13 protein-coding genes are annotated in these 24,891 nt (G+C 43.2%); 10 read left to right on the forward strand and 3 right to left on the reverse strand.

Annotated elements, in window-relative coordinates; genetic code table 11:
• The first annotated feature begins 12 nt into the window (after nucleotides 1–12).
• Genes IH597_04790 through IH597_04800 form a run of 3 tightly spaced genes read left to right on the forward strand, consistent with a single transcriptional unit; the run spans nucleotide 13 to nucleotide 3,557 of the window.
• Nucleotides 13–2,328: a T9SS type A sorting domain-containing protein gene (locus IH597_04790; protein ID MBE0661765.1), complete on the forward strand. Its 2,316-nt coding sequence runs from the start codon at nucleotides 13–15 to the stop codon at nucleotides 2,326–2,328.
• A gap of 9 nt (nucleotides 2,329–2,337) precedes the next feature.
• Complete coding sequence (locus tag IH597_04795; protein MBE0661766.1) at nucleotides 2,338–3,021, forward strand: DNA alkylation repair protein; 684 nt, start codon at nucleotides 2,338–2,340, stop codon at nucleotides 3,019–3,021.
• Complete coding sequence (locus IH597_04800) at nucleotides 3,018–3,557, forward strand: GNAT family N-acetyltransferase (GenBank protein ID MBE0661767.1); 540 nt, start codon at nucleotides 3,018–3,020, stop codon at nucleotides 3,555–3,557. The genes IH597_04795 and IH597_04800 overlap by 4 nt, the downstream gene beginning before the upstream one ends.
• 278 nt (nucleotides 3,558–3,835) lie before the next feature.
• Here IH597_04800 and IH597_04805 read toward each other — a convergent pair whose 3' ends face one another.
• Together IH597_04805 and IH597_04810 are read right to left on the reverse strand one after the other, a co-directional pair.
• A complete protein-coding gene (locus IH597_04805; GenBank protein ID MBE0661768.1) occupies nucleotides 3,836–5,200 on the reverse strand; it encodes a hypothetical protein in 1,365 nt (454 codons plus the stop codon).
• A gap of 235 nt (nucleotides 5,201–5,435) precedes the next feature.
• Nucleotides 5,436–7,313, reverse strand: coding sequence for a T9SS type A sorting domain-containing protein (locus IH597_04810; GenBank protein ID MBE0661769.1), 1,878 nt, complete (start codon nucleotides 7,311–7,313; stop codon nucleotides 5,436–5,438).
• Nucleotides 7,314–7,852: 539 nt separating this feature from the next.
• Between IH597_04810 and IH597_04815 the strand changes: the two genes are divergently transcribed.
• The 4 genes from IH597_04815 to IH597_04830 all read left to right on the forward strand — a co-directional run bounded on the left by IH597_04815 (nucleotide 7,853) and on the right by IH597_04830 (nucleotide 13,822).
• The gene (locus IH597_04815; protein ID MBE0661770.1) at nucleotides 7,853–9,208 is read left to right on the forward strand and encodes a hypothetical protein; all 1,356 of its coding nucleotides are present in this window, start codon (nucleotides 7,853–7,855) and stop codon (nucleotides 9,206–9,208) included.
• A 127-nt stretch (nucleotides 9,209–9,335) separates the two neighbouring features.
• Entirely contained in the window at nucleotides 9,336–11,729 is a 2,394-nt protein-coding gene (locus IH597_04820) for a penicillin acylase family protein (GenBank protein ID MBE0661771.1), read from the forward strand.
• A gap of 165 nt (nucleotides 11,730–11,894) precedes the next feature.
• Entirely contained in the window at nucleotides 11,895–12,485 is a 591-nt protein-coding gene (locus tag IH597_04825) for an LEA type 2 family protein (GenBank protein ID MBE0661772.1), read from the forward strand.
• A gap of 80 nt (nucleotides 12,486–12,565) precedes the next feature.
• Nucleotides 12,566–13,822, forward strand: coding sequence for a DUF819 family protein (locus IH597_04830; protein MBE0661773.1), 1,257 nt, complete (start codon nucleotides 12,566–12,568; stop codon nucleotides 13,820–13,822).
• Between the two features lie 57 nt (nucleotides 13,823–13,879).
• On the opposite strand, the gene lysS is transcribed toward IH597_04830, so the two are convergent.
• Nucleotides 13,880–15,382, reverse strand: coding sequence for a lysine--tRNA ligase (lysS, locus tag IH597_04835; GenBank protein ID MBE0661774.1), 1,503 nt, complete (start codon nucleotides 15,380–15,382; stop codon nucleotides 13,880–13,882).
• 184 nt (nucleotides 15,383–15,566) lie between these two features.
• On the opposite strand from lysS, the gene IH597_04840 reads away from it, so the two are divergent.
• From IH597_04840 to IH597_04850, 3 genes are all read left to right on the forward strand, one after another.
• A complete protein-coding gene (locus IH597_04840) occupies nucleotides 15,567–17,360 on the forward strand; it encodes a hypothetical protein (GenBank protein ID MBE0661775.1) in 1,794 nt (597 codons plus the stop codon).
• Between the two features lie 245 nt (nucleotides 17,361–17,605).
• On the forward strand, nucleotides 17,606–17,767 hold the full coding sequence (locus tag IH597_04845; GenBank protein ID MBE0661776.1) for a hypothetical protein: 162 nt from the start codon (nucleotides 17,606–17,608) through the stop codon (nucleotides 17,765–17,767).
• A gap of 55 nt (nucleotides 17,768–17,822) precedes the next feature.
• Nucleotides 17,823–24,620 carry a hypothetical protein gene (locus tag IH597_04850; GenBank protein MBE0661777.1) on the forward strand — a complete coding sequence of 2,266 codons (6,798 nt, stop codon included), beginning with the start codon at nucleotides 17,823–17,825 and terminating at the stop codon, nucleotides 24,618–24,620.
• Nucleotides 24,621–24,891 lie beyond the last annotated feature (271 nt).

A 24,891-nucleotide genomic window follows, 5' to 3' on the forward strand; every position in this document is an offset into this window, starting at 1 on the left:
AATTTCATTTAAATGAAGCACAGTATTTTATTTTTATTTATCTTCTTCGTGGTCTGGCCCTTTCCAGCCCATTGCAATGTAAAAGGAGATTTTGATGTGACCCATTATGAAATCCGGCTTGATGTGCTGGATTTTACCACAAAGGTTATTCATGGGCAAACCACCGTAACTTTTGTGTCAAATATTGCGAACCTCAATTCAATAGAACTTGAGTTAAGGCAATTGGGCATTGATTCTGTATTTTTTGAGAGCCAAAAAATATCATCTTTTAGCCACAGTGCCGATAACCTGGCGATCACTTTCCCAAACCCCGTCGCGCAAGACGATACAGTTGCGGTAACTGTTTTCTATCATGGGATTCCGTTCAGCGAATCCTGGGGCGGTTTCCATTTCAGCGGACAATACGCGTTTAACCTTGGCGTCGGATTTGAAACCTACCCGCCTAACCTCGGCAAGGCATGGTTTCCGTGTGCTGACGATTTTTACGACCGCGCCTTGTTTGATTTCCATATCCGGATCACCGATAACAAGCAGGCCTCCTGCGGTGGATTGCTGCAGGAAATCACTTCTCATGGAGATGGTACACACACATTTCACTGGAAAATGGATTATAACATCCCCACCTATCTCGCTTCTGTGGCTATTGGGGATTATGTTGCGGTTACAGATACCTTCAATGGCATGGAACGCGATATTCCCATCATCATTTATGTTCGACCCGCTGATGAATGGAAAGTAGCCGGTTCTTTTGCGAACCTGCAAACCATCATGGCGAACCTCGAAGCCAGGTTCGGGCCTTATCCGTTTGAACGCATCGGATATTCAGGGACAGCGCTTGGCGCTATGGAACATGCCGGAAATGTAGCCTATCCGAGCAACTACATTGATAACACATTGACTTATGAATGGTTATACACCCATGAAATTTCTCACATGTGGTTCGGGAATAGGGTAACCTGTGCCGGGCCTGGCGAAATGTGGCTGAATGAAGGCTGGGCAGTCTGGAATGAACTCTTGTTTCGCGAAGACCTGTACGGGCCTGAAACATCTTTGATAACACAGCGAAGCAAACACCGCCAGATCTTGCAATACCTGCACACATCCCAGGGTGATGGCGGCTACCATGCGCTTTACAATATTCCACCGGCTTATGTGTATGGCAATACCGTTTATCAAAAAGGCGGGTTGGTGGTTCACACCCTACGGAATTACCTGGGCGATGATCTTTTTTTTCCGGCGGTTCAATTTTACCTTGATACCTTTGCTTACCATCATGCCTCAAGCTTTGATTTGCGTGATGTGCTTTCGCAGCACAGCGGGCTTGATCTTACCGGTTTTTTTGATTCCTGGGTGTTCGAACCCGGATTCCCACATTATTCAATTGATTCATTTAATCTTACGACCCAGGGTGCAGAAGTTTTTGTGCGGCAGCGTGGGAAAGGCCGCGATTTTCTGGGTGATGCCAATATTGTTGAGATCACTTTTATGGATCAGAACCGGCAAATCTTTTCTGATACATTGAAATTTGACGGACAAACAGGCAGCAAGGTTTTCAATATTCCTTTTGAACCTGTGATTGCCATGATGGATTATAACGAAAAAATCTGCGATGCCACCACCGACCGTGCCCATACTATCGTCAATACAGGAACAATTGAGTTTGCCGATACTTTCAGCAAATTGCTCGTATCTTCCGTTGAGGATACTGCTTTTGTACGGATCACACATAACTGGGTTCCTCCCGATCCACTGCAGGATTCTCTTCCCGGGCTCACCCTTTCGCCTTACCGACACTGGCATGTTGATGGGATTATTCCCGAGGGGTTTGACTCAGAGATTCATTTCTTTTACCAAAGCACAGCCTATATTGACAATGATTTGATCATCAATGCTGCCGATTCGCTTGTGATCCTTTACCGGCCCACCATAGCCGACGACTGGCAATCGGTTCCTTTTACCCGTTACGGGCCATGGAGTGTTGGCTGGATCATGCTGGATACATTGAGGCTGGGAGAATACACCCTTGCCATCTGGGATGCAATGTATGTTGGCAACAAGGAAATAGAACATTATGGAAATCAACTTAATTGCTACCCGAACCCTTCGAATGGGAAGGTAAACATCAGTTGGCAGGCTGCCAATGCCGGCAGATTGCAGATTACCGATCTCCAGGGAAAAGTGGTTGATGAATTCAAGACTCCGTTAGCCGAAGGGGTTTTGAACTGGGATGCCGCCAATCGCAAGCCGGGAATTTATCTGGCAACGTTGTACTCACGAAACAATGAACCTATCATCAGTACTAAAGTGGTGATCAGATCAGGTGAATAAATTACAATTATGCACACGTACCTTCATCCGTTAACCGGGCTTTATAAAGTAATCGCTAATCCAGCCGACGCAGCATTTATGAAAAAATATATGCTGAACCAGTTTGAATATTTTGGTATCCGATCCCCACAACAGAAAGAAATCAGGAAAATATTTTTTGAAACCTTTGGCCTTCCCGACCCGGCTGAAGTTCCTGAAATGGTGAAAGAACTCTGGATTCAACCTGAAAGAGAATACCAGTATTTTGCCATTGACCTGAGTGAAAAGGTTCTGAAAAAAATGGGTGAAGATGCCATTGAAACCATTGAGTTCATGGTTGTGAACAAGCCGTGGTGGGATACGGTGGACTGGATTGCCAGCCACCATGCAGGCACATATTTTAAACTTTTTCCCAATAAGATTCCTGAAATAACTGCTGCCTGGATGGATTCGGGAAATATGTGGCTGCAGCGCACGGCCTTGCTATTCCAGTTAAAGTACAAAAAGACCACCGATGAAGATTTGATGTTTGAATATATACGGCGTTTGAGCGGGAGCAAGGAGTTTTTTATCCGCAAGGCCATTGGCTGGGCATTGCGAGAATATTCAAAAACTGCACCTGAAAGTGTGATCAGATTTGTTGAAAGCACTGAACTCTCAGGACTCAGCCGCCGGGAAGCGTTGAAAGTGATTGAAAGAAACAAATCAAAATGAGCAGCATCAACAGCATCCCGGTTCGCACATGGTACCTTGAAACGAAAACACCACCGCAGGGTCCGCCACCAGCATTCGATCTGGAAGTGAATATTGTGCATGCTGTGAAACCAACAATTTCATTCTATCAGTTTCTTTACAAAGAAGTGGGCAAGGGTTTATCATGGTATAACCGCCTGCTGATTTTTGATGATGAATTGCTGAAAATCATCCATGACGATAAGGTTGAAATATATGTGCTTTGGGTAAACGGCGTTCCTGCTGGCTTTTGCGAACTCGATTTCCGCAAAGCCAATGAAGTTGAAATTGCCTATTTCGGCATCATACCTGAATTCCGCGGACGTGGTTTAGGGCCTCGTTTCCTGCAATGGAATCTACACAAAGCCTGGTCGCACAGCCCTTTACGTGTGTGGCTTCACACCTGCGAACTCGACGGCAAAGCCGCCATGCCTATGTACCTCAAGGCAGGATTTGAGCAATATGATGAAAGGATGGAAAACCAACACATTATGACTGGCGACAGAGAATCATTGTAACTGGAGTTATTCAAGATTCCTGATTCATGATTCCAGATTGGGCATCAGCCGATAATGATCTTGAATCCTCTCCGAAAAGTCTTTGAACCTCTCAAGAGGCTATCTAATTAGGTTGATCTTGTCATCCTGAACGAAGTGAAGGATCTAGATGTAGCTGTAAATTAGATTCTTCGCTGCGCTCAGAATGACAAAAAAAACACTCCACTCGGTAGTTTGAGACCTTTCGAAACGGACTCAATCTTGAATCTTAAATTTGGAATTTTGAATTGTAATAAATTCTAAAACAGATAGTTTAATCCAATGTACAGCCCGCCCCCACCATCACGTTTTTCAAACGGGCGGCCGTAATCTACAGCAACAATAAAATTCTCGTTTAATACAATCCGTAAACCTGCACCAAGTGTAGCATGGATGGTTTCTTCATCGGTGAGGAAGAAATCTTCTTCAACGGATGTGGTTGATTTTGATGGAATATCAAACTCAGGTATTTCGAAATCAACTTTTTTCAGCACTGTGCCGGCATCTGCAAAAAGGTTCAGGCCCAGGTATAGGTTTTGTCCGAACACAACGGTACGATAAAACTTCCAGCGAAACTCGGCATTACCAAATGCAAAAGCATCTCCAACCACCCGGTTACGCAACATACCGCGAACTGTTTTTGATCCGCCCAGCCCATCGGTGTTCGAAGAGTTGCTGAAAGAATTGATCATGTAAGGTTGCATGTAAAAAGGCACTGTTCCAGCAATGGTTCCCTGGTAATTTAAACGATAAGCAAACGAAAGTTTCTCTTTCACCAACGTGAAGTATTGGCGGTATGTGGCTGAAATTTTTGCATAACCAAAATCGCCATTGCCTAAAAATCCGGGGGCGGCAAATAGCACTACTTCGCTCCAGAGGCCTTTCATGGGGTTGGGTTCAAAATCGCGGGTATCGTAAACCAAACCCAATTTGATGTTGTTCGACCAGCCGCCATCTTTTTCATCTTCGCCAATGATGCCCCACTCCACGTATTTATCATACAAACCGGGAACATCGGGCAATTTATCTTCTTCATCCTTGCCTTTGTTCAATGCCTCGATGTCTACTGGTGCCACTGCATTGTGCAGGATACCGAAACCTGCCACCCAACGGAGTTCTTTACCCACCAGCGCTCCCTGGAAATCGGTCATAATGCGAAACATCTTTCTTTCATGGCGGTAAAACATCCGGGAAATGTAATCCGGATCAGTATCATCTTCCCAGTTTGTGTTGTACACGGCATCATAGCCGTTAAATCCGTAGAAGTCAAGGGCTTTATCTGTCAGATAGCTAAAATCGGAAGTTACCCGGATGTTTGGGATCAGATATTCCGAATCATAGAAAAAGCGGTTGATACCACTGCCTTTTGTATAGCGGGAAACTTCGCCGTAAAGCGAATGCATATACTTGGGATAGGAAGTTCCATCGCCGAAGTAGTAGAAATTCACCAGGGCGCCATACTGGAATCCGAGATCGGAATTGTATGAGATTGCCGGAAGTGCGCCAAAGGTCCAGCCGGTTTTGATTTTTTCATCTTCCTGGGCCTGCACCTTAATGGTGAAGAATAGCGCCGCAACAACAAGCATGAAGCAGCACACAATACTTGTAAGTGTTGATTTTTTCATCGGGGTGAAATAAGTTTAAATTTGGGCGGAAAGATAGTATAAATTTTAATGCAATGATATTTCTGGAAATAGCATGCGCAATTTTCCGGAACACTACTGCGCGGCATTGCATTAGCCGATTAGCCGGGAATCACAAATAATAGTGAAGGTCGGCATACGAGTTTCCGCTTAGCCAGGTTCAAATAGGAATTTAAGTATTTTGTATTGTGACCTATTGGGCCAAAGTATTTAACATTCACAATTTGACAACTTTCTTTACAATCATTTGATTATCAAAATAAATTCTGGCGAAATAAATCCCCGCCTGAAGTAGGCTGATGTCGAATTCCGTGCTGTGGAGTACGAGGTGCTGCGTGAGTGATTCGAGTACTTTCCCATACATGTCAATTATTTCAACTCCTTTAACCGACACTTTGCACTGTTCTGTTTGAACTTTAAATCTGTAGGAGGTGGGATTGGGATAGATTTTAATATGCTCCGTGAGATTTTTTTCGCTAATACCAACATACCCCCCATCTACGATCAAATACCACCACTTTTCAGTCTGCTCGTCAAACGAGGTGATGTTGTACCACACAGGTTCTATAAAACTGGTAATAATCTCATCTTCCGGATACATACAGGAGTGTTCCGACCTGGTGATAAAAGGGACCAGGTACGCCAGGTTAGCAGTGTCGTGAACCGTAGCAATTACCCTATGATTCTCATAATCAATTAGAGGAGGCAAAACTTGGGATTCAAAATAGACATCGAGGACATCCGCCTCGTAAACGGGCGGAGTAGCTGCCTGATAACGAACCGTAGTGGCATCATTTACCTGAATAGAGTCGAACGCAGCCGCAGCAACAACAAAGTCATCATCACCAATTACTTCAATTTCCCATGGAATTCCATACAGCTTGGGAACCCAAACATCCCAAACCACATCACCCTGTGGATTGATTTTAACGATTGTAACAAAATTGTACGGATAGCAGCTTTTCATAGTGATACCGCAGATATAAACATCGCCTGAAGGACCCAAATCAAAATCGAATGGATGGTCATTTAAGAAATTATGATGATCGTACCGGGCATCCCAGATCAGGCTGCCTGATGGAGAGTATTTCAGCAAAATATAATCCTTTCCGGTGCCAGGATAAGGGTCTTCATAGGCACTATATCCGCCAACCAATAAATCGCCTGCTTCAGTTATGGCAAGATAATACGCGTTGTTATCCCTGTATCCGGGATTCCCATAACTGTGTTTCCATTGAAACACCCCGTTCTGATCGTATTTTACGGTCACGATATCTGTCAGGTTGGAACTGATCTGGTTGTAGCCGGTGATGTAGACATTTCCGGCATCATCCACTATAACGTTTTCAGCAATATCGGTGTTGTGATACACGTCACCGTCAAGGAATTCGTCCCAGACCAAATTGCCATTGGGATCAAATTTTGCGACGCAATAATCAATGGATGCATTCCAGGCATCTCCGGCTATGTATATATAACCCGATTGATCAACGCAAATGCTTTTGGCGTTGGCATAAATGCCGGTTCCGGATAGCGTTTCATTCCATAAAATTTGTCCTTCGAAATCCAGTTTCATTACCAGCATTTCCGATCCTGTGACTCCCGGTTCAAATTTGGTGCCGGCTACATATAAATAGTTATCATCAATGGTCATAAAGGTAGGTTTCACCTGCCATTCAAAGCCGTTGAACTGAGCATTGGCAAGTTCTGATGTCCAGCTAATTGCTCCATCGCTGTCGTTATATCTCTGCACCGCTATTGACCAATAGGTTCCACCAGGGGTATGTTTCATGAAGGTGATGTAAGCATTTCCCTGGTTGTCGACGCAAAGGGTGTTTGGTGCTTCGGAAATTGTATCCCCACAGTCGTATGTTTGCAACCACAGCACTTCACCGTCAGGATTGTGTTTTATCACGAAATTGGTTCCTTGCGTTCCACCCATAAATACATAGCCCGATTGATCCACGTTCACAACTGTAGCAGTAGAAGAACTTGCACCGGGAAAATGGTTGTTTGATATCCATGAGGGGAACACCTGGGCTGAAGTTTCAACAGCAAGTAGTGAACAGAGGAGGAGGATGCTGGATTTTTTCATTTTCGATTTGGTTTATGGAACGCGAATAAACACGAATGCGGCGGATTTATAAGGATTTTTAACTCGCGATCATCCGTTGTATTCGCGTTATCCGTGTTCTATTATCATAATTTAATGATCTTCTTCACTATCGTTTGATCTTCCAGATTTATTCGGATGAAATAGATGCTTACCGGCAAATCGTTGATATTTAGTTCAAGATTCCTGGTCTCTGCTAAGTGGCAATGCAATTCCTGCTTGCAATAACGGATAATTTGCAATTACCCATCACCACATCTTCTGCCTTTCAAAATTATTTAATTGTTCTGTCGCTGTTAGCTTAGCTTCACAAAGTTATGATATAATTTTAAATTGTAAATTCATTTTTTTGAGTGGAATAAATAGAATTAATTAATTACCATAAAACGCTAGCGAAGAACGAAAACGGCCTGATAAAAATCTCGTAGTAATTTAAGAAGCTTTTGATTAACATTTTCTTAACCCCCTGCATGTTGAAGTTATTCAGCTTTTTCTTAGTATTGCATGTAAAATCAAACAACATGAAAAAAGTAAATCCTTACACCCGCCTCCTTTTAATTTTACTCATAAGTTTGAAGGTTTCGCTTCCCGCCTGGGCCTGGTCTGAACATCCTATGTTGATCCGCCCGGCCCTTTCAGAGGTTTTTAGCTGGGAACAGATGGATCCCATTGAAGCGAAAACCCTGCAAACTTTCCTGATTGAAATTGAACAAGACCTCGAAGAATTTCTTGCGAACCATGAAGCCTGGTCGCGGGCCAACCTGCCCAATTATTCCCCCCGTCCCGATGAACTGGCTTTTAAAGCCACCAGCAATCCCGACGATATCCTGGAGCGGTTTTTTAATGCCATTCGTGTGAACCCGAACATCAAAGTGCCATTATACCTGCATCTATTGCCCAATGATGATCCCGGCGAAAGGGCAATTGCAGATGCCAGCGATGTTTCTACCCTGGAAGATCTCAGTTCACTGAAACATACTACCTATGTGTGGCTCAGAGAAGGCGAAGCTGTTTCCCCCTTTGATGTTTTGTGCACCGCCAACGATGAACCGGATTATGGTTTCGACCTCGGCCTTTTTGAAGACAACAACACCGACTATGGGAAACGCTATGGTTTCGGAACCCAGCCTTTCGGCAATCCCAACCTTGAATACAGCAGTCAGGCGCCCTTCCACATGGGCTTTTACCACGAAGCCTGGATTCTCTACAAAGCCGGCCCGTTCCTGAAACGCACCCATCTCGATTACAGGATTCATTTATACAAACTGCTTTCTGAATTTGCGTTCAAACGGAATCAGCCATACTGGGGCTGGCGTTTTATGGGTTGGGGAATGCATTACGTAGGCGATGTTTCCATGCCTTACCACAGCAAGCCGTTGCCCGGTGTTAGCGTATTGCGCATGATCTGGATCAACCTCAAAGCCATGCTTGGGTTCACAAAGAGCAGGGACCATGCCGTTCAGCTTGTTTCGAACCGGCATACGGTGTACGAAGAATTCCAGGTTCAGGTACTTCGCATGGCACACCAGCAGCAGGACTGGGATCACCCTTTCATCCAGGCGCTGAAGAACCCGAAAGAGCACATACCTTATTCAGAGGATTTTATTGTAGAGGTTGCGGCCAAAGAAGCCGTAAGCAAATCGGTTTTTATTGACCAATCGCTTGAAAAATATATGCCTTATTCATTGGTTTCCGACCCAAATGTTGAAGCCAACGATGCAGCTGAAACCAAACGCATAGTTGAAGTAATGCACGAAGAAAAAGGCCAGGAAGCCGTTGACCAGATGACCCTCGCAATTGCCGAACGCCTGGAATCCTACAGCATGCATACCCGGAGCTATATGCTTGGCATTATGGAAGCAATGCACGGGTTTTAGTTTAAGGAGTATGGGGAAATGGGAATTTGAGACAAGGGGAAGGGGAGACTTATAGACTAAGAGACTAAGAGACGAAGCGACTGCATCACTGTATCACTGTATAACTGCATCACAAAAAAAAGAGCAAATGAAAATCTTCAAACGAATCCTCCAGGGCCTTCTGATTTTGCTGGCCGTTGTAGCTATTGCGGGCTACTTCTTTGTGAATCATATTGCAAAAAAAGCATTGCCCGATTATGACAAACCCGTCGAGTTAAGCGGCCTGTTTGACGAAGTGAACGTTTACCACGATGACTATGCCGTTCCGCATATTTATGCCAAAAATGAGCACGATCTTTACCTGACAACCGGCTACCTGATGGCGCAGGACCGTCTGTGGCAAATGGATTTGCTGCGCCGGGTCACCATGGGGCGACTTTCCGAGATTTTCGGGGAAGATATGATTGGAGCGGACCACCTGCTCAGGGCGCTGCGGATACCCGAAAAATCGCGTTTGGTTCTTTCTAATTCCGATGAGAACCTGATTCTTGCACTCCAGGCTTTTGTCGATGGTGTGAACCAGTTTATTGAAAACAACCAGAAAAAACTCTCCCCGGAATTTACAATCCTGGGTTATCAACCTGAACCCTGGGAACCAATACACACTGTTAACCTGATTGGTTATATGGCATGGGATCTTGCCGGTTCGTGGAAAACTGAGATAACGCTTTACAAACTCATGTCACAGGTTGAAGAAGAAAAATTCGTTCAGCTCATCCCCGATTTGAACCAGCATAGAACTTTGGTGCATCCGGCCATTGGCTTCAAAAGTACTTCGGATATGTTTGAGATGCTTGACCATAACAAGATACTTCAGGAGCTAGGCCTCGAGGTTTTCAGCGGCAGCAACAACTGGGCTGTTGCAGGATCGAAAAGCGAAACTGGGCAACCTATTCTTTCAAACGATATGCACCTGGGTTTTGGCGCCCCGGGAATCTGGTATCAGATACACCAGGTAATCGAAGGCCAGTTGAATGTTACAGGAGTTGCGCTTCCGGGCGCGCCCGTGATTGTTGTCGGGCATAACGAAAACATTGCCTGGGGAATGACCAATCTGTATGTGGATGAAATGGATTTTTATCTCGAAACACTGAATGATGACGGAACCAAATATCTGCTGGATGATGAATGGCTTGATCTTGACGTCGTACAGGAAATGATCATAACCAAAAAGGGAGATACTGTGGTTAAAGAGATTCAGTTTACCCACCGCGGGCCGATAGTTTCAGGGTTTAAAAAAGTAGGCGATCAGGCCATTTCCAAACGTTGGACCGGCAACGATTATAGCAATGAATTGCGAAGTATTTATTTGCTGAACCAGGCGAGCAACTGGGATGAGTTTCGTGATGCCCTAAGCACATTTGGCGCTGTCAGCCAGAATGTGATTTATGCCGATGTAGAAGGCAATATTGGATTGCAAACCGCAGGGGCAGTTCCAATGCGCAACGCCGGAGGAAATCCAATTCTGCCACTGCCCGGGAATACCCGCGAACATGATTGGACCGGCATGATCCCGTTTGAAGAACTTCCTTACACCTATAATCCGCCTGAGGGTTATGTAGCTTCTGCCAACAACCGCACCGTTGGTGATGAGTATCCTTATTACATTGGTTATTGGTATGATATGCCTTTCCGGATTGACCGCATCCGCGAAATGTTGGAAGCAAAGGAAAAGCTTGGAGTTGATGATTTTAAAGTTATGTTGGGAGATTTTAAATCAAAAGCGGTTGAGGAATACATTGATGACATGGTTCAAATATTGTCATTGCAATCCGATCTTAGTAGCAACGAAAGGAAGGCAATGGAGATGCTGGCAGCATGGGATATGGTTCTGACGAAAGAAAGCAGCGAGGCAAGTATTTTTGAGCAGTTTTATCAAACCTTTATCAGGAACATTCTGCTTGATGAGATGGGGGCCGATCTTTACAGGGAATTCGGCGACGGTCTGATCCGCAACATGTTCGATCGCATCTGGAAAAACCCGGGATCATCATGGGTAAATAATATCAACACTGATCAGGTTGAAACCTTTGAACAAATGGTGGTGCTGAGTTTCAGGGAAACCATACAATGGCTGGAAGAAAACATGGGCGCCGATCCTGACAACTGGAAATGGGGTGAGATCCATCAATTGAGCATCAATCATCCAATGGGTTCGGTGAAAATCCTTGATCGCATTTTTGGATTGAACAAGGGGCCTTTCCCGGTTGGTGGCAGTTTTCATACTGTGAACCCAAAGGCATACAGTTTTCATAATCCCTATGCTGTGGTGCATGGGGCTTCTCAAAGGCATATTTTTAATATGGGCAATTTAAAAGAATCTTATGTGGTGATCCCAACCGGAACGTCGGGAATACCTGCCAGCAAATATTATGTTAGCCAGATTGAAATGTTCATCAACAACCAATACAAAAAAGACCTGTGGCTCAAGCAGGATGTGATAAACGGGGCAAAATACCACGCAATTATCAGCCCGCAATAAGAAGTTTCGTTCATTCATTGCAACCTTTTTAATAGCTACGAATGCACGAATGAAAGCCAGGTGGTTATTCACCAGGATGGTCTCAGAAATGAAATAAAGTCGCAACTAGGGCTGTTATAAACATAAAGAATTATTCGTGCATTCGTGGCAACAAAAAATTAAACAATGAAAAAAATACTTTTAGCAATTTTTAGCCTGATTCTGATTCTTCCTTCCTGCGATATTCTGCAACAAGTTGGGGAAATGCAGATGTTGTCGAAATGTGAGTTCAGGATCAATACCGTGACCGATATCCATTTGGCCGGTGTAAATGTTTCAAACAAACAGGACATTTCGGATGTCAATACAATGGATGTGCTAATGTTGACCAATGGTGTGCTTAGTAACAACCTGCCTTTGAATCTTAAGTTGAACCTACAGGTAAAAAATCCCAACGATCAAACCGCATCCCTCAACCGCATTGATTGGGTTCTTTTCATTGATGATTTGCAAATGATTGAAGGAACAATCAATGAAAGATTTTCTGTTGGCCCTAATGCAACTTCCATGTTGCCCGTACAGATCGGCTTTAACTTGGCTGAAGCCCTCAGCGACGAAAGGGCCGATACAATCATTGACTTTGCCCTTGGCTTAGCTGAAGGTTCCGGGAAAACTACCCGCGTGATGATCAAACTCAAGCCATCGGTAATGGTCGGACAGCGCAGTATCATGTATCCCGGCTGGATAGAGGTTCGCAATGATTTTACTGCGCAGTAATATTTCAGCCTCAGAAAAATACATATAGGCATAATTGTTTTTTTCCTAATTTGCGGCGTTTTTCATCAAATGCTGCAACCATGTCAATGATCATCCTTGCCATTTTTTATGTGTTTACCCCCCTGCTGATCCTTCATCTCTGTCACCGGTTTCCTTTTGTAAATAAACTGGGAGCTGTGATTATTGCTTATTTAGTAGGATTGATTGTAGGGAATATCGGTCTATTGCCTGGTATGGGAACCTACCTGAATGAGTATTTAACCATCAACCCTAAAGCTACTGCTGATGATGTAAAGGCTCTGCTATCCGAAGGACTGCTTTCAGAAAATGAACTACTGGCGTTCAATATTTATAAGCTTCGCGATTTGCTGATGAGTATCACCATACTGCTGGCCATACCACTGATGTTGTTTTCAGCGAATATCAAGCAATGGAGCCAGATGGCCGGAAAAACGCTAGCTTCCCTGATTATCGGGATGTTTTCGGTTGTGCTGGTGATCGTATCAGGTTTCTTTATTTTTCAGGGAAAGGGAATGCCCGATTTGTGGAAGGTTGCAGGTCTTTTGATCGGAGTTTATACTGGTGGAACGCCAAACCTTGCGTCGCTGAAACTGATGCTTAATGTGGATGCCAACACCTATATCCTCACACACACTTACGATCTTGTGATCGGTGTCTTTTACCTTGCCTTCCTGATGACCATCGGACAAAAATTATTTCACCGTTTTTTGCCTAAATTTCCAATTCCACTTGATGAAATCAAGGTTAAAGATCTAGATGGCAAGGATCCATTCTGGGGCATTTTTCAGCGTGAGATATTTTATCCTCTGTTCAAAGCCTATGCTTTGGCTATTGCCATTTTAGCGATAGGAGGAGGTTTAAGCATGCTCGTTCCGGAGCGCATGGTCATGGTAGTTGTGATCCTCACCATTACAACCCTTGGGCTTCTAGTTTCACTGATACCCTCCATTAACCGCATTGAAAAAACCTTTGAATCCGGGATGTACCTGATCCTGATTTTCTCAATCGTGGTGGCTTCAATGGCGGATGTAAGGAACTTTGCCGGTTTGACCCCAGGTTTGTTTGGTTATGTTACACTGGCTGTTTTTGGATCTCTTTTCCTGCATGTATTGCTGAGTAAGCTTTTCAAGGTTGATGCCGATACTACCATGATCACCTCGGTGGCGTTTATCTGTTCACCGCCATTTGTGCCGGTTATTGCAGGTGCGCTTGGAAACCGTCATATCGTTATCACAGGTATTACAATAGGTATTATCGGCTATGCCGTAGGAAATTACCTGGGATACCTGGTTGCTACCGTGCTAAGCAGTTTTTAATTTCAAATTTTCGATTTTCGATTTACGATTTATAAATCCAAAATCGTAAATCCGAAATTACTTCTCGGGTCGCATTTGCGGGAAGAAAATCACATCTTGTATAGATGGTGAATTGGTCATGATCATGGTGAGGCGGTCAATGCCAATGCCAAGGCCTGCGGTTGGTGGCATGCCATATTCCAAAGCACGCAGGAAATCCTCATCCAACACCATGCTTTCGTCATCGCCACGCTTTCCAAGTTCAAGCTGTGCTTCGAACCTTTCGCGCTGATCAATGGGATCGTTGAGTTCGGAGAATGCATTGCACAACTCCTTGCCATTAACGATCATTTCAAAGCGTTCAACCAGGCCAGGCTTGCTTGCATGTTTTTTGGCCAGCGGCGACATTTCAAGCGGATAATCTGTGATAAAAGTGGGCTGAATCAGGTTGGGTTCGCACAATTCACCGAAAATTTCATCAATGATCTTGCCTTTGGCCATGGCAGGCGTGAGCGGAACTTTCAGTTCTGCAGCGGTTTTACGGAGCTCGGCTTCGTCCAGATTGCTGATATCAATGCCGGTGAAATTCTGGATTGCTTCGTACATAGTGAAGCGCTTCCAGGGACGTTTGAAATCAATTTTGTGATCGCCAACCTGCACCTCGGTACTGCCGTGCAGATTCAGTGCAATGCGTTCGATCATTTCTTCCACCAGGTTCATCATCCATTCATAATCCTTGTAAGCCACATACAATTCCATTTGTGTGAACTCGGGGTTGTGGAAACGGCTCATTCCCTCGTTGCGGAAATCCTTGGCAAATTCATAAACGCCATCGAACCCACCCACAATCAGCCTTTTCAGGTAAAGCTCATTGGCGATCCGAAGGTAAAGAGTCATATCAAGAGTGTTGTGGAATGTTTTGAAAGGCTTGGCTGCAGCGCCTCCGTAAAGTGGTTGCAAGACCGGGGTTTCCACTTCGAGGTATCCCTTAGTGTTCAGAAAGTTGCGCATGGAATTGATCAGTAGTGCGCGCTTGATGAATGTTTCTTTTACTTCGGGGTTCACGATCAAATCCACATAACGCTGACGATAACGTTGTTCAGGGTCGGTAAAAGCATCAAAGACCTGATCTTCCTTTTCCTTTACAATGGGCAGCGGATGCAGCGACTTGCTCAACAGTTTCAGTTCTTTGACATGAATGGTAATCTCGCCCATTTTGGTGATGAACACAAAACCACGAACGCCAATGATGTCGCCGATATCGAGGTGTCTTTTAAAAACTGTATTGTAGAGGGTTTTATCTTCGTCCGGACAAATATCATCGCGTTTAACGTATAGTTGAATATGGCCAACACTGTCCTGAAACTCCACAAAAGAAGCGGCGCCCATGATACGGCGCCCCATGATGCGACCGGCAATGCTTACATCCTGGTAAAGGGTTTCATCTGCCGGAAAGTTCTTATGAATTTCGGTGGTGGTTACGTTAACGTTAAAAGTTTCGGAGGGGAAAGGGTTTATCCCGAGTTCGTTAAGCTGCTGCAAGGATTCCCTGCGTATAATTTCCTGTTCGCTGAATGTCATTGGATTTTGAGATTGTGAAAAACATGGGCAAAGTTAGTTAAATTTAGCTTGGGACAATTTCGCTGTAAGATGGCTTTGTAGCAAAATAGCTTGCAGACTCATCAATTTATGAGTATATTTGTCACTATCATTTCAGTTTCAGGAATATCGGAATGAAAGTGATGCCATCATTTACCGTCTCGCTATGAGAAAAGCAGTATTCTATATCTCTTTCCTGTTATTGGTATTTTCAGTCCTGGCTCCGTTATTTGCAGAGGATTTTGAAGATGAGGAACAGAAACTTCCACTTATGACTGATGACACGGCTAAAGTGAAATTACTCATCAATTTGGGAAAATACTATTGCGGCAATGATTTTGAAAAGGCTTTGCTGTATCTGCAGAATGCACTGATTTTGTCAACCGAACTTAACTTTAAAAAGGGAATTGCACAAAGCTTCCTATACCAGGGCAGGGCTTACTATTATAAGGATGATTACCTTCTTGCGATCGAATATCTCGAGAAGTCCCATAAAATGTTTGAAACAATGGATGACAATGATGGCCTGGCATCCTACTATCTTGCCTCAGGCACCATCAAAGGCATCAAAGGCAATATGCTTCATGCCATGGAAGATTTTCAAAAAGGAGTAGAGTTAAGTAAACTTATAGGTAATAAAGAATTGGAAGCGTTCGCATACAACAGCCTGGGTAGTTTAAGCTTGTCGCGATCAGAAAACGATTTGGCAATGCAATATTTTAAAGAATCACTCACCCTGGCAATACAACTGTCAGATCAGGGCTTCAAAGCTACCCTGTTAACAAACATCGGTAAGGTTTTTGAAAACAAAGGATTATTGGATTCTGCATTTTATTATATGCATCAAGGCCTTGAAATACGAACAAGTTCAAAGCATATCCGTGGCATGGCCAGCTCTGGCATCGTCATTGGCAACCTGCTCATAAAGATGGAACGATATCAGGAAGCTGTTGATATTTTGAATGAAGCGCAGGCAATGTATACTAATCTTAACGATGATACCGGGATTTGCTTCGCACTGAAAAGGAAAGCAGAAGCTTTAAATTGTCTGGGTCAAAGCAATCAGGCATTTTCTAATGCTGAGAATGCGCTTTTTCTTGCAAGGAAAATCAAAAACCCTTCACTGATCAGCGAGATATATAGCATTCTTGCGGAAATGATGGCGTATAACGGAAATTATGAAAACGCATACAATTACACATTGCTTCATAAGCATATACAGGATAGCCTGACCAGTGCCAACAAGGAAAGGATAGTGAGTGAACTTGAAATGCAGTTTCAAACCGCCCGTAAAGACGACAAAATAGAACTGCTGAAACATCAAAATGAGATCCATCGTAAAAACATTATCTTGCTATTGATTTTATTTGCGGCGTTGGCTGTAATTCTGGCTCTGATATCAATGCTGTTTAAGCTAAAATCGCTTGCCATGAAAAGGCAACAAGAGTTATTCGAACAAGAGAATATCATCCGTCAACATAAAAGTGATTCGAGAGAAAAAGAGCAAAAATTGCTAAAAGATGACCTTGAAGCCAGTAATCGGGAGATGGCCTCCAAAGCGCTGGAAATGTTGCGCGTGAACGAAACCATTGAAAGCATCCTAAAGAACCTGGCAGAATTCAGGGAAGAAAATAACGAAAATGAAAAACTCACTAGTTCTTTGCAGGGGATAGTTGCAAAACTGGAATCACAATTAAAGGACAATTCATGGAATGAATTTGAAAGAATATTCAACAATATCCATTCAGACTTTTTTACAAAACTACTCGAAACCTGCCCCGATCTTACTTCTTCAGAAATCAAAATCGCAGCGTTGCTTAAACTCAATCTGAACACCAAGGAAATGGCAGCACTCACTTATAAATCTGAAGCCGGGATCAAATCTACACGTTTTCGCCTTCGCAAAAAACTGGGCCTGCATTCCGATGATAGCCTGGTACCGCATTTGATGCAGCTTTAGGAAGGTTCCGTGTTCAAGGTTCCAATTACAAAGTTCACAGAACAGTCCATCACTCCATTACTCCAGGCTTCGACAAGCTCAGCCACCGGAATCCAACAATGCATCACTCCAACACGGCATAAATGTATCACTGCATCGCAACCGGGGATGCAACTTTTTGAACTCCTTTCTGAACCTTTTTGCAACGCTAAAAATTTGCCTTTACCTATACACCCAAAGTAAATTTGTGGCTTAAGGATACGGCCATGTCAGCAAAGAATAATAAATCAACCCCCAAAAAGCCGGATGAACAAAAATGCAGCGGCAATGAATGGAATGAGAGAAAACAAAATCTTGAACACCGCATCAAAGCGCTGAAGAAAATCATTGAGCAATTGAATGAGAAGGGAAAGGATAAGAAGCAATAGATCGTATCGGAATAAATAGAACTGAATTTTATCATTAACCAATAATCACACACCAATGAAAAAATTAATTATTACCCTCGCAATCACACTCCTGGCAGGAGCTAACATTATGGCTGCAGACTACTTCTGGGTTGGCGGCTCAGGAAACTGGAGCGATTATGCAAACCACTGGGCAACTTCTACGGGAGGTGCAACATTCCATACCCAGGCTCCAACAGAAAATGACAATGTTTATTTTGATGCAAATTCTTTTGCTGCATCTGATCAGCTGGTAACCATTGATGTGGATGCATATTGCGCAGATATGAATTGGACCGGGGCAACAAATGAACCGGGACTAGCCGGGGCAACCACGAGAAAACTAAATATTTACGGTTCGCTTACATTTATTGAAACAATGAATTTCAGTTTTTCCGGAGAAGTCTATTTTGAGTCAACGCTGACAGGTAAAACAATCACTTCTGCCGGACAGATTTTTAAACGGCATGTCTACTTTCAGGGTGAAGGTGGATATATACTACAGGATGCTTTCGAGCAAACTGGTGGCTATGATGTGTATTTTATTCGTGGGTCGTTGAATTTCAATAATCAATTATTCAACGCAAGGCGATTCATGTCCACAATTGGTAATGTAAGGGTTTTAAATTTGGGTTCTTCCACCATTACGTTGTCGTATTCTGGTACTGCAAATGCTTTCGAGATCAATGGCACCAATCTTACATTTGATGCGGGAACATCACTTATCAAACTTACCGGAACGACTGCGCGATTCAAAAATTCAAACTCCGGCCTGATTTTTTACAATTTACTTTCTGAATCTGAAACCGGAACAACAATCATATCCTCTTCAAACACCGTTTTTAACTTTGTTACCATAAGTAATAATGGAACATTGAGTGGTGTAAACACAATTGACACCTTACTCATAAACGGAGACGCCACCATAGGAACTGATAACAATAACATTACAACCCTTGAAGTTGGAGGAACAGCAACTATCAACGATGATAACGGGAATTACGGTTATGTTACAATGAATGGAAACGGGAACATCAATGGATATGATAATACATTCGGAACCCTGATCTTCACAGCAGGCAATCTTTATAAATTTCAATCAGCCAGGACACAATTTATCACAGACAATTTTTTTGCCAATGGAACAGAAACAGAAACGATTATTATCGAAGCCAGTTCAGCAGGCAGTCAGGCTACGATCAACAAGGCAAGCGGTAATAGTGTGATTGTTAATTATGTCTTACTGAAAGATAACAAAGCTGCCGGTGGAGTAACTTTTACCGCCAACAACTCCATTGATATGGGCAACAATGAAGGATGGACTATTATTGCCCCGTCAAGCCGTGACCTCTATTGGGTGGGTGGAACAGGCGACTGGAACGATCCAACCAACTGGGCAGAAGAAAGCAATGGAACCGGCGGTGGCGGTATTCCGTCCTTATTGGATAATACATTTTTTGACGCTTTTTCTTTTGATGCAACAGGACAAACAGTTACCGTAATCGGTAATGCCACCAACGATGCCTACTGCATGAACATGGACTGGACTGGAGTTACAAACAACCCGACAATAAACAGTTCCACCAGCGTTAAACTCAATATTCACGGCTCACTCACTATGGTGAATGGTATGGCTTGGAATTTCAGTGGCGATGTGTATTTCCTGGGTGAAGATGCTTCAAAAACATCATACACCATCACTTCTGCCAGCCAAACCTTTAAGAGAAATATGTATTTCCAGGGAACAGGCAATTATACATTGCAGGATGATTTTGAAATAAGTGGAAGTAATATACTTTACTTTGAAAACGGAGGTTTGGATCTGAACAACAATGACTTTACGGGATATCGTTTTCTTTCAACCAATAGTAATATCAGATCATTGTCATTGGGTTCTTCCATCATTACCTTTTCATATTCCGGAACCGCGGATGTTTTGAGCATTAATGGCACTAACCTCACTTTTAATGCCGGCTCTTCTTTAATCAAGCTTATCGGTGCAACCTCCCGGTTCAGAAATTCAGGTACAGGTCTAACTTTTCACAACCTGCTTTGTGAGTCTGAAACCGGAACAACAGTCATATACGCTTCAAATACCGAATTTAACATTGTTACCATAAGTAATAGTGGAACATTGACCGGTGTGAACACAATTGATTCCTTAACCATAAACGGAAACGCTACCATAGGAGCTGATAACAATAACATTACAACTCTTGAAGTTGGCGGAACAGCAACTATCAACAATGATAACGGGAATTACGGCCATGTTACATTGAATGGAAACGGCAACATCAACGGATATGATAATACATACGGAACCCTGATCTTCACGGCAGGCCATCTTTATAAATTTCAATCAGCAAGGACTCAGTTTATTACAGGTGATTTTATTGCTAACGGTACCGAAACAGAACAGATTGTTGTTGAAGCCAGTTCATCCGGCAGCCAGGCAACAATCAGCAAAGCAAGCGGTAACAATGTGGTTGTTGAGTATGTGACCCTAAAGGATAATAAGGCTATTGGCGGGGTTTCCTTTACCGCCAACAACTCCATTGATATGGGCAACAATGAAGGATGGATCATCAATGCGCCCGGAGGAAGAGACCTCTATTGGGTTGGTGGTACCGGAGACTGGAACGATGTAAGCAATTGGGCAACAGAAAGCAATGGCTTGGGTGGTGCAGGCATTCCGTCCCAGTTAGACAATGTATTCTTTGATGCCTTTTCTTTTGATGCATCAGGCCAGACAGTTACCGTTATCGGCGATGTCACCAACGATGCCTACTGCATGAACATGGACTGGACCGGAGTTACAAACAACCCGACAATAACCAGTTCCACCAGCGTTAAACTCAATATTCACGGTTCACTTACTATGGTGAATGGTATGGCTTGGAATTTCAGTGGCGATGTGTATTTACTGGGTGAAGATGCTTCAAAAACATCATATACCATCACTTCTGCCAGCCAAACCTTTAAACGCAATGTGTATTTCCAGGGAACGGGTGATTACACATTACAGGATGATTTTGAAATAAGTGGAGGTAATATTCTTTACTTTGAAAACGGAGGTTTGGATCTGAACAACAATGACTTTACGGGATACCGTTTTCTTTCAACCAATAGTAATTTCAGATCATTGTCATTAGGTTCTTCCATCATTACCTTATCATATTCCGGAACCGCGGATGTTTTGAGCATTAATGGTACTAACCTCACTTTTAATGCCGGCACTTCTTTGATCAAGCTTACCGGTACAGGTCCCCGGTTCAGGAATTCAGGTACCGGCCTATCATTTTACAATGTTCTTTTTGAGTCTGAAACCGGAACATCCTACATTGTTTCATCATCCACCACGTTTAACAATGTTACGATCAACAACAGCGCTATATTAAGTGGTGGAAACACAATCAATCTTCTCACAATAAACGGAAACGCTACCATTGGAACCAATAACAATAATATAACTACACTTGTAGTAGGCGGATCAACAACTATCAATAATGATAATGGAAATTACGGCCATGTTACAATGAATGGAAACGGCAACATCAACGGATATGATAATACATTCGGAACCCTGATCTTCGCAGCAGGTAATCTTTATAAATTTCAGTCAGCACGAACTCAATTTATCACGGATGATTTTTTTGCCAATGGAACCGAAACAGAACCGATCGTGATTGAGGCCAGTTCATCAGGCAGCCAGGCTACGATCAGCAAAGCAATCGGAAACAATGTGGTGGTTGAGTATGTGAGCCTGAAGGATAACAAAGCCATTGGCGGTGTCAGCTTTACTGCCAACAATTCCCTGGATATGGGTAACAATGAAGGTTGGACCATCAATGCGCCCGGAGGCAGGGACCTTTATTGGGTAGGCGGCACCGGCGACTGGAACGACGTTGGCAACTGGGCAACAGAAAGTAATGGTACGGGTGGTGCAGGTATTCCGTCCTTGCTGGATAATGTATTCTTTGATGCCTTTTCTTTTGATGCAATAGGACAAACAGTTACCGTAATCGGTGATGCCACCAACGATGCCTACTGCATGAACATGGACTGGACTGGAGTTACAAACAACCCGACAATAACCAGTTCCATCAGCGTTAAACTCAATATTCACGGTTCACTTACTATGGTGAATGGTATGGCTTGGAACTTCAGTGGCGATGTGTATTTCCTGGGTGAAGATGCTTCAAAAACATCATACACCATCACTTCTGCCAGCCAAACCTTTAAACGCAATGTGTATTTCCAGGGAACGGGTGATTACACATTACAGGATGATCTTGAAATAAGTGGAAGTAATATACTTTACTTTGAAAACGGAGGTTTGGATCTGAACAACAATGACTTTACGGGATACCGTTTTCTTTCAGACAATTCAAATACTAGGTCATTGAACCTTACTTCTTCCGTGATCACACTTTCCTATTCGGGCACCGCTTATACTCTTGATATAGATGGCACCAACCTTACTTTTAATGCGGGAACATCTTTGTTGAAATATACAGGTTCATACCCCAAAATGCGAAATTCAGGTACCGGCTTAACATTTTATAATGCACTTTTTGAATCTGAAACCGGAACATCCCATATTGTCTCATCGTCAACAATTTTTAATGTTGTTACGATCAATAATGATGGGAATTTAAGTGGAGGAAATACGATCAGTTCTTTAATCATAAACGGAGATGCTACGATAGGGACTGACAATAATAACATAACAACTTTGGTAATTGGCGGAACAACTGTTATCAATAACAATGGATTTTATGGCCATGTTACTTTGAATGGCGATGGAAATATTACCGGAAGCAATACCTTTGGAACACTGATCTTCACAGTTGGAAACAACTATACCTTAACGAATGGAAAAACACAGGAAATTCTTACTGAACTTGTAGCGGAGGGAACATGCGCGGAACCCATAACAATACAGTCGAACTCAACAACTCTGCACACAACTATAAACAAGACTTCCGGAACGGTAAATGTTATAAGGGCAATTTTGCAAGGGATCAACGCTACAGGCGATGCAACTTTTATTGCCGAAAATTCAGTTGATGCAGGAAATAACACGGGCTGGGATTTCATTGTATTTCCGGAAAATCTTTATTGGGTTGGTGGAAACGGAAACTGGGACGATGTAAACAAATGGTCGAACCAAAGCGGAGGGGCCGGTGGCTATTGTCTTCCTTCCAGAATTGATAATGTAATTTTTGATGCCAATTCATTTTTTCAGGAAGCCCAATATATTGATATTAATGCTCAGAATGCCGAGTGCAGGGATATGGACTGGACAGGAGTGCAATTTGCACCCACAGTCATTGGTGCTACAACAAACAACCTGCAAATTTTTGGTTCACTCACTTTTAGTACTGAAATGAATTTTAATTTTCCGGGCAAAGTGTATTTTGAAGGCAAGGGTGAGACTAAATCAACTTATACTATTTTTTCCGGTGGGCAATCCTTTAACAACCATATATATTTCAATGGAGTTGGCGGGGAATGGACGTTCCAGGATAATTTAAACGCCGGAGCCAGCAACATCTACCTTGAGCATGGCACACTGAATACGAATGATAACAGCGTGTCATGCGGCCGTTTCATATCCACCAATTCCAATGCACGTGCATTAAATATGGGCGCTTCAAAATTCAACCTCAGCTCAACATCCAATGAAGCCTGGTACGTAACTAGCTCCAACTTGTCTTTTGATGCCGGAAATTCAGAGATTATCTTTATCTCTGCCGGCGGCGGGCTTAGAAGCGATGGCGCAAGTGTGCTGAACTACGATAAAATATTGTTCCTGAATGTTGGAGGAACATCTGTATTAAGGAGCAGCCACCAGTTTATTGATGTTGTTTTCAATCCTGTGGGAACCATCAGGGAAGGGGGATCTTTCGGGAATGTGACCATGCACCGTGGCGGTCAATTGCAGAACAACAGTACTTACGATGGCACTGTGAAGCTAAACGGTAATACAACATTTACAGGAACGAACAACTTTAGAAGGCTATTGCTTGGGGCTGGTAATGAATTTACTTTTCCTGCTGGTCTGACCCAAACCATCTCCGGCAGGTTCATCATCTGGGGCAATGCTGCAAATCCGGTCACAATCCAGTCATCTGTATCTGGAACACGTTCAATCATTTCCAAATCAAACGGAACGGTATTGGGCAATTACATTCAGTTGAAAGACATGGAAGCCACAGGAGGCGCAACATTTGATCTTTATAGTTCAGTTGATAACGGGAATAATGTTGGATGGAATTTCCTGGCAGGTACATACGATGAATTAGTCGGCATCACAATTTCTAATGCTCAAACAGAATGTTATGAGGCAACTGAGGTGATTACCGTTGGCGGAACCAATCATTTCATAGTACAAAACGGTGGTAATGCCACTTTAATAGCCGGCTATAAGATTGAACTCCTTCCAGGTACCCGCGTTTTCAGTGGCGGACATTTGCAAGCATTCATTACGCCCTACGGCTTTTTCTGCGATACCATCAGCACCATGCTGGCTTCTGATTTGGTTGGACAATTGGCTGAAGAACAATTCCCATCCATGATTAAAAAAGACTTCTTCTTCCACATCTTTCCCAATCCCACCACCGGTAAGTTCACACTTGAATTGAAAGAATTTAATGAATCCAGCGCTATCGTTATTGAAATCAACAGTATAGTGGGTGAAAGGATCATCAGGCAGGAGTTGCCTGCTGCCTCCCAGTACCAGGTTGACCTGTCCCCCTACCAGCCGGGCATATACCTGGTGCGGGTGATACAGGGGAAAGAAGCGGGGGTATTGAAGGTTGCTAAACAGTAGAAATGTGGAAATAACAAATCAATAAATACAAATAAATTCAAAATACCTATAGCTTAGGTTTCTGCAAAATCCCGTTAGGATTGAGGAAGCAAGCAAAGAGTAAAACAGAAAGTTGCTCTATAGTCTGCAACATTACTGTCCCATTAAAATCTAAAAAAGTTCTTTGATATATTTGAAATTTAGTTTGTTACAGGCGTTTTTCAATTAAACGGATTTCAATTTGCATTTTCGCTATTCTTAAAGAGAATAGCAAATGCATAAGGATAAATAC

It is taken from the genome of Bacteroidales bacterium (assembly GCA_014860575.1).
In the GTDB taxonomy this organism is placed as follows: Bacteria; Bacteroidota; Bacteroidia; order Bacteroidales; family JAAYJT01; genus JAAYJT01.

Bases quoted from the DNA above. Each gene is read 5' to 3' on its own strand.
- lysS (MBE0661774.1), bottom strand. From the start codon at position 15,382: ATGACATTCAGCGAACAGGAAATTATACGCAGGGAATCCTTGCAGCAG.
- IH597_04790 (MBE0661765.1), top strand. From the start codon at position 13: ATGAAGCACAGTATTTTATTTTTATTTATCTTCTTCGTGGTCTGGCCC.
- IH597_04825 (MBE0661772.1), top strand. From the start codon at position 11,895: ATGAAAAAAATACTTTTAGCAATTTTTAGCCTGATTCTGATTCTTCCT.
- IH597_04810 (MBE0661769.1), bottom strand. From the start codon at position 7,313: ATGAAAAAATCCAGCATCCTCCTCCTCTGTTCACTACTTGCTGTTGAA.
- IH597_04805 (MBE0661768.1), bottom strand. From the start codon at position 5,200: ATGAAAAAATCAACACTTACAAGTATTGTGTGCTGCTTCATGCTTGTT.
- IH597_04800 (MBE0661767.1), top strand. From the start codon at position 3,018: ATGAGCAGCATCAACAGCATCCCGGTTCGCACATGGTACCTTGAAACG.
- IH597_04845 (MBE0661776.1), top strand. From the start codon at position 17,606: ATGTCAGCAAAGAATAATAAATCAACCCCCAAAAAGCCGGATGAACAA.
- IH597_04850 (MBE0661777.1), top strand. From the start codon at position 17,823: ATGAAAAAATTAATTATTACCCTCGCAATCACACTCCTGGCAGGAGCT.
- IH597_04820 (MBE0661771.1), top strand. From the start codon at position 9,336: ATGAAAATCTTCAAACGAATCCTCCAGGGCCTTCTGATTTTGCTGGCC.
- IH597_04815 (MBE0661770.1), top strand. From the start codon at position 7,853: ATGAAAAAAGTAAATCCTTACACCCGCCTCCTTTTAATTTTACTCATA.
- IH597_04830 (MBE0661773.1), top strand. From the start codon at position 12,566: ATGTCAATGATCATCCTTGCCATTTTTTATGTGTTTACCCCCCTGCTG.
- IH597_04840 (MBE0661775.1), top strand. From the start codon at position 15,567: ATGAGAAAAGCAGTATTCTATATCTCTTTCCTGTTATTGGTATTTTCA.
- IH597_04795 (MBE0661766.1), top strand. From the start codon at position 2,338: ATGCACACGTACCTTCATCCGTTAACCGGGCTTTATAAAGTAATCGCT.